General features: G+C 72.5%; 6 protein-coding genes. 2 read left to right on the forward strand and 4 right to left on the reverse strand.

Annotated elements, in window-relative coordinates:
- Window positions 1-3: 3 nt before the first annotated feature.
- The 4 genes from VIM26_RS24540 to VIM26_RS24555 all read right to left on the reverse strand — a co-directional run bounded on the left by VIM26_RS24540 (window position 4) and on the right by VIM26_RS24555 (window position 3621).
- Complete coding sequence (locus VIM26_RS24540; RefSeq protein WP_331955957.1) at window positions 4-558, reverse strand: hypothetical protein; 555 nt, start codon at window positions 556-558, stop codon at window positions 4-6.
- Entirely contained in the window at window positions 555-1166 is a 612-nt protein-coding gene (locus tag VIM26_RS24545) for a Gfo/Idh/MocA family protein (protein WP_331955958.1), read from the reverse strand. Before VIM26_RS24545 ends, VIM26_RS24540 begins: the two co-directional genes overlap by 4 nt.
- A 163-nt stretch (window positions 1167-1329) precedes the next feature.
- A complete protein-coding gene (locus tag VIM26_RS24550; RefSeq protein WP_331955959.1) occupies window positions 1330-2184 on the reverse strand; it encodes an SDR family oxidoreductase in 855 nt (284 codons plus the stop codon).
- 60 nt (window positions 2185-2244) lie between these two features.
- The gene (locus VIM26_RS24555) at window positions 2245-3621 is read right to left on the reverse strand and encodes an amino acid permease (protein ID WP_331955960.1); all 1377 of its coding nucleotides are present in this window, start codon (window positions 3619-3621) and stop codon (window positions 2245-2247) included.
- A 149-nt stretch (window positions 3622-3770) separates the two neighbouring features.
- On the opposite strand from VIM26_RS24555, the gene VIM26_RS24560 reads away from it, so the two are divergent.
- Together VIM26_RS24560 and VIM26_RS24565 are read left to right on the forward strand one after the other, a co-directional pair.
- Complete coding sequence (locus VIM26_RS24560; RefSeq protein WP_331955961.1) at window positions 3771-4721, forward strand: FKBP-type peptidyl-prolyl cis-trans isomerase; 951 nt, start codon at window positions 3771-3773, stop codon at window positions 4719-4721.
- A gap of 24 nt (window positions 4722-4745) precedes the next feature.
- Window positions 4746-5639: a PfkB family carbohydrate kinase gene (locus VIM26_RS24565; protein ID WP_331955962.1), complete on the forward strand. Its 894-nt coding sequence runs from the start codon at window positions 4746-4748 to the stop codon at window positions 5637-5639.
- Window positions 5640-5685: the final 46 nt, after the last annotated feature.

Consider the following 5685-nt stretch of genomic DNA (forward strand, 5'->3'; position numbering starts at 1 on the left):
CCGTCAACCCGCCCACGCCTCGACCGACGTGCGGACGGTCGCGCCGGTCCGGACCGCCTCGCCGATCGCGAGGCCGAGCAGGTGGTCCTGGCACGCCTGAGCGAGCGGGTACGGGGGAGGTCCGCCCCGCACCCACGCCGCGGTCCCCGCGAGCAGGGCGGCGACGGCGATGTCGTCGTCGGCGAGGCGCGCGCCCCGGAACGGGTTCCGGTAGACGACGACGCCGTCCACGCTCAGGTGGTCCAGGTCGAAGCCCTCGAGGTCCTGCTCGATGCCGCTCTGGCGGCGCGCGAGGCGGGACTCGACAACGGTCCGGTCCGCCGCGAGCCGCACGATCCGGTCGTCGACGAGCTCGCCGAGGCTGCCGCGGACCACGATCCGGTTGGTGCGCAGCGGGTTGTGCCACTGGTTGTCGGTGAAGTCGTACAGGGCGCTGCGGCCGGCGCCGAAGTCGAGCGTCGCGAGCGTGGTCGTGGCGTCTCGGGGGGCGTTCTCGCCGGTCCAGCCGGCGCGCGAGACGGGGTCGGCGAGGGGGGCGGCGAAGGTCTGCGCGCTCACGGCGACCTCGCCGACGCGGCGCCGAGCATCGCCCGGATCACCGCGACAGCGTGGTACAGATGCGTCGAAGAGATCTGTACCGAAGTCACCTCGCCGATCAGGCCGCGCCGCAACGCCTCGAGACGGGCCGCGTGCGCCGGCATGAAGGGGCTGTGCTCGGCGACCTGGACGAGTCCGGAGGCGCCGACGTCGGCCCACAGCTCGCGCAGGCCCGCGGCGTCCGGCGCGGGCGGGGTCTCGGCGAGCACCGGCACGCCGAGCGCGACCAGCTCCCGGATGACGCCGGCGGACGCGGCCCAGGGCACCGCCACCACCACGAAGTCGGGCCGTTCGATCGCGACCACCCCCGCGACGGTGCTCGCGGTGGGCACCCCCCACTCGCGCCGGACCTCCGCGGCGCGCTCCTCACTGCGGGCCACCACTCCGGTCGCCGCGAACCGGTCGGGCAGCAGGCGGGCCATGCGCAGGAAGAACCTCGCCCGCCACCCGTTGCCGACGACGGCGAACCGCGCCGGGGCGTGCGGGCCTGGACCCTGGTCCGGCGGCACGTGCGCGAGCCGGGCCGGGTCCGACGGGATCGGCGCGGGCTGGGCGGGAGCGTGCGTCATCGCGTCCTCCTGGTGGGTCGACGCAGGCCGACAGCCGAGCCGGTCCGCGGGCAGCGACCCTAACCCCGACGACGGCACAGTTCCCGAGGTTCCAACCGCTGACGTCCGAGCGTTGACGTCCTATAGGACGTCAACGCTCGGACGTTGCGGTGGATCAGTGGGATCAGGCGGCGGCGCGCAGGCCCTCGGCGAGCGGGGTGGTCGGGCGGCCGATGAGTGCGGTCAGCTCGCCCGTGGTCTCGGCCAGCAGGCCGTCGCGCGTGTTGCCGTCGAGGGCGACGACGAACCCGGCCGTGCCCTCATCGAGGCCCGCGCCGGTCAGCTCGGCGAGGTGCTCCTCGGGGGTCACCTCGCGGTAGGTCACCGGCCGGCCGACGATCTCGGCGATCACGGCGGCGAGCTCGGCGTGGCCCCAGGCGCGGTCGCCGGACAGCTCGTAGACCTTGCCCTCGTGGCCGGGCGAGGTCAGCACGCGCGCCGCGGCGGCGGCGTAGTCGGCCCGGCTCGCGCTCGCGACGAGGCCCTCGCCGACGCTGGCCACGAGTTCGCCCGTGGCGCGCGCCTGCTCGAGGCTGCCCGCGTAGTTCTCGGTGTACCAGCCATTGCGCAGGATCGTGAACGGCAGGCCGGACGCCCGAATGAGCTCCTCGGTCGCCTTGTGCTCGGGGGCGAGGATGAGCGGGGAGGTGTCGGCGCGCGGCGCGCTCGTGTAGACGATCCGGCCCACGCCCGCGGTCTTCGCGGCCTCGATCGCGTTGGCGTGCTGGGCGACGCGCCGGCCGACCTCGCTGCCGGACACGAGCAGGACGGCGTCGGCGCCGGTGAAGGCCGCCACGAGCGTGTCGGGCCGGGTGTAGTCGATCGCGGCGACCCGGACGCCGCGCGCGGCGAGGTCGGCGATCTTCTCGACGCTGCGGCCCGCGGCGACGATGTCGGCGGGCGGCAGGCCGCCGTCGAGCAGGGCCTCGACGACGAGGCGACCGAGGTGGCCAGTGGCACCGGTGACAACGACAGACATGGGAGTGTTCCTCTCAGTAGTTGAGCGTTCACGTACCTCAACCATGGAGCGACGAAATCATTACCGCGGGACGCGCCTGAGTTTCAGCTCGCGCAGCAGCTCGCGCGCGAAGTAGATCCCGACGATCACCAGCACGAGCACCGTGGTCGCGATCAGCTGGGCGCGGGCGGCCTCGTCGGTCGCCATCAGGCCGACCAGCGCGAGCAGCAGCGCGAGGGTGAACCAGCTCAGGTACGGGAAGCCCCACATCCGCACCGTCAGGGGCGCGGCGGCCTCGAGCCGGCGTCGCAGGCGCAGCTGGGAGATCGCGATCACGATCCAGATCACCACGAGCGACGCGCCGACGGCGTTGAACAGGATCCCGAGCAGCTTCTCCGGCAGCAGCCAGTTGAGCAGCACGCTGACCAGCGCGAACGCGATCGAGAGCAGGACGGAGGCGGACGGGACACCCTCGCGCGTGACCCGCAGCAGGCCGCGCGGGGCGTCGCCGCGCTGGGCGAGGGAGAACACCATCCGCGAGGTGCCGTACACATTCGCGTTGAACGCCGAGAGCAGCGCGACGACGACGACGGCCTCCATCGCGAACGCGAGGCCGGGGATGTGCGCAAGCTCGAGGACCGCGACGAACGGGCCGGCGAGCAGCGCGGGCGAGTTCCACGGCAGCACGAGCACCATGATCGCGACCGAGCCGACGTAGAACGCCATGATGCGCCACACGACGCTGCGCGCGGCCGCGGCGATGCTGCGCTGGGGATCGTCGGACTCGGCGGCCGCGATCGTGACGATCTCGATGCCGCCGAACGCGAAGATCACGATGAGCAGGCCGGCGGCCACCTCGCCGAGGCCGTTCGGCGCGAAGCCGCCGTCACCGAGCAGGTGCGTGAGCCCGACCGGGTCGGTGCCCGGCAACCAGCCGAGCACGAGCAACGCGCCGACCACCAGGAAGACGACGATGACCGCGACCTTGAGCGCGGCGAACCAGAACTCGAACTCCCCGAAGTTGCGGACCCCGGCGAGGTTCACGGCCGCGAAGAAGGCAATGAGCACGAGCGCCAGGACCCACTGCGGCACGGCGGGCAGCCAGCTGTGGATGATGGCGGACGCGCCGGTGAGCTCGACGCCGAGCACCATGATCAGGGTGAACCAATAGATCCAGCCGAGCGTGAAACCGGCCCACCGGCCGATGCCCTCCTCGGCGTAGGTAGAGAAAGAGCCGCTGGAGGGCAGCGCGGCGGCCATCTCGGCGAGCATGCGCATCACCAGGACGACCAGGACGCCGGCGATCGCGTAGGACAGCAGGATCGCGGGGCCCGCGGTGCCGATCCCCTTGCCGGTGCCGAGGAAAAGGCCGGCTCCGATCGCTGAACCGAGGCCCATCATGGTCAGATGGCGGACCTTCAGGCCCGTGCCGAGCTGCTCGGTTTTGTTGGGTGACACGCGCCGAGAATACCCGCGGCCATCGCCGGAACCTTCTTCGGTGCACAGCAAGAGGTCGTAGAATCCTCCGGGTCCGTCGCCCCGCGCGACGCAAGCCGACGTCGCGCATTCCTTGTCGGCCGGCTGCCATACCGATGAAGGGCTCGATCTTGCGTCGTCTCACCAAGGCCACGGTGGCCGCCTGTCTTGCTTCGATTCTCTTGCTCGCCGGTTGCGCCGGCGGGGCCAAGGACGCTGCGACGCCGTCGCCGTCCGCCACGGCCTCCGCTCCGGCGGCAGCCGAACCGACCGAGGCTGACGTCAAGGCGCTCGACGCCGTCACGATGACGGGCAAGGCCGGCGCGGAGCCGACCGTCGCATTCAAGTCGCCGTTCACGGTGTCCGCCCCGGTCGCCCGCGTGGTCGCCAAGGGCACCGGCCTCACGCTCGTCAAGGGGCAGGTGCTGTCGCTGAACTACATCGCGGTCTCCGGCGCCGACGGCAAGACGCAGGGCTCGACGTACAAGGGCGAACCCGATCACATCACGCTCGGTGACAAGGCCTTCATGCCGGTCCTCAACGACGTGCTCGACGGGCAGAAGGTCGGCACGCGCTTCCTGCTCGCCATCCCCGGCGACAAGGACACGACGGTGATGGCCGTCGAGGTCTTGGGCGCCAAGATGGCCCCGAAGGTCCCGAAGCGAGCCTCGGGCAAGGCTGTCGTTCCCAAGGCAGGCCTGCCGACCGTCAAGCTCGCCAAGGACGGGACACCGACGATCACGCCGGTCAAGGGCACCCCCCCGACGAGCCTCGTCGTTCAGCCGCTGATCAAGGGAGACGGCGCGAAGGTCACCTCGGGTCAGACCGTGACGTTCCAGTACGCCGGCGCGCTGTGGAACGGCAAGCCGTTCCAGTCCACCTGGGGGGCCGCCGCGTTCACCACGGCGATCGGCACCGGGGCTGTCCTCAAGGGCTGGGACCAGGGCATCGTCGGGCAGACGGTCGGCAGCCAGGTGCTGCTGGTCATCCCGCCCAGCCTCGGCTACGGCGCCAAGGCCGCCAACGGGATCCCGGCGAACTCGACGCTGATCTTCGTCATCGACATCCTCGCCGCCAGCTGACGCTCCCGCCAGTGGGGGTGGGCCATGAGCGGTGAGCTGGGGGTTTTCGTGGGGCTCGCGACGCTCGACGTCGTGCATCGCGTCGAGCGGCTGGCGGGAGCCAACGAGAAGGTCACCGCGCTCCGGCAGGACGTCGCGGCCGGCGGGCCCGCCGCGAACGCCGCGATCGTGTTCGCGGCTCTCGGCGGCCGGGCGCGGCTCGTGACGGCGCTCGGCACGACCGGCGTCGCGCGGCTGATCCGGGCCGAGCTCGAGGCACGCGGGGTCGAGGTCGTCGACGTCACCCCGGACGCGACGACGCCGCCCGCGGTCTCCGCGGTCACGGTCACCGACAACACCGGCGATCGCTCGGTGACCTCCATGGACGCCGCCGCGCACGACGTCGGCGCGCCCACCGACCTCGCGCAGCAGCTGGCCGGGGCGCGGGTCGTGCTGCTGGACGGCCACCATCCCGCGCTCGCCCTCGCCGCGGCGCGCGCCGTCGACGGCGCCCTGGTCGTGCTCGACGCCGGTCGCTGGCGGCCGGTGATGGCCCTGCTGCTCGACTTCGTCGACGTCGCGATCTGCTCGGCCGACTTCCGGACCCCCGGCAGCGCCGGGATCGAGGAGAGCGTCGTCGAGCTGCTCGACGCCGGGGTCCGCACGGTGGCCACCACCCAGGGGGGCGATCCGGTGCGGTGGTGGCAACCCGCACCATCGGGCGGGACGGTCTCGGGCTCGGTGCCCGTGCCGCGCGTCGCGGTCGTCGACACTCTCGGCGCGGGCGACGCCTTCCACGGCGCGTTCGCGTGGTTCGCGCTGCGGCACGCCGCGGACGCGGACCCGAGCGGAGCTCTCGACGCCGCCGCCCGCGTCGCGGCCCTTCGCTGCACCATCCCCGGCCCTCGAGCCTGGCTCGCCGTGCTCCAGAACACGTAACGTCCGAGCGTTGACGTCCTATAGGACGTCAACGCTCGGACGTTGC

It is taken from the genome of Pengzhenrongella sp., assembly GCF_036565025.1.
Lineage (GTDB): Bacteria > Actinomycetota > Actinomycetes > Actinomycetales > Cellulomonadaceae > Pengzhenrongella.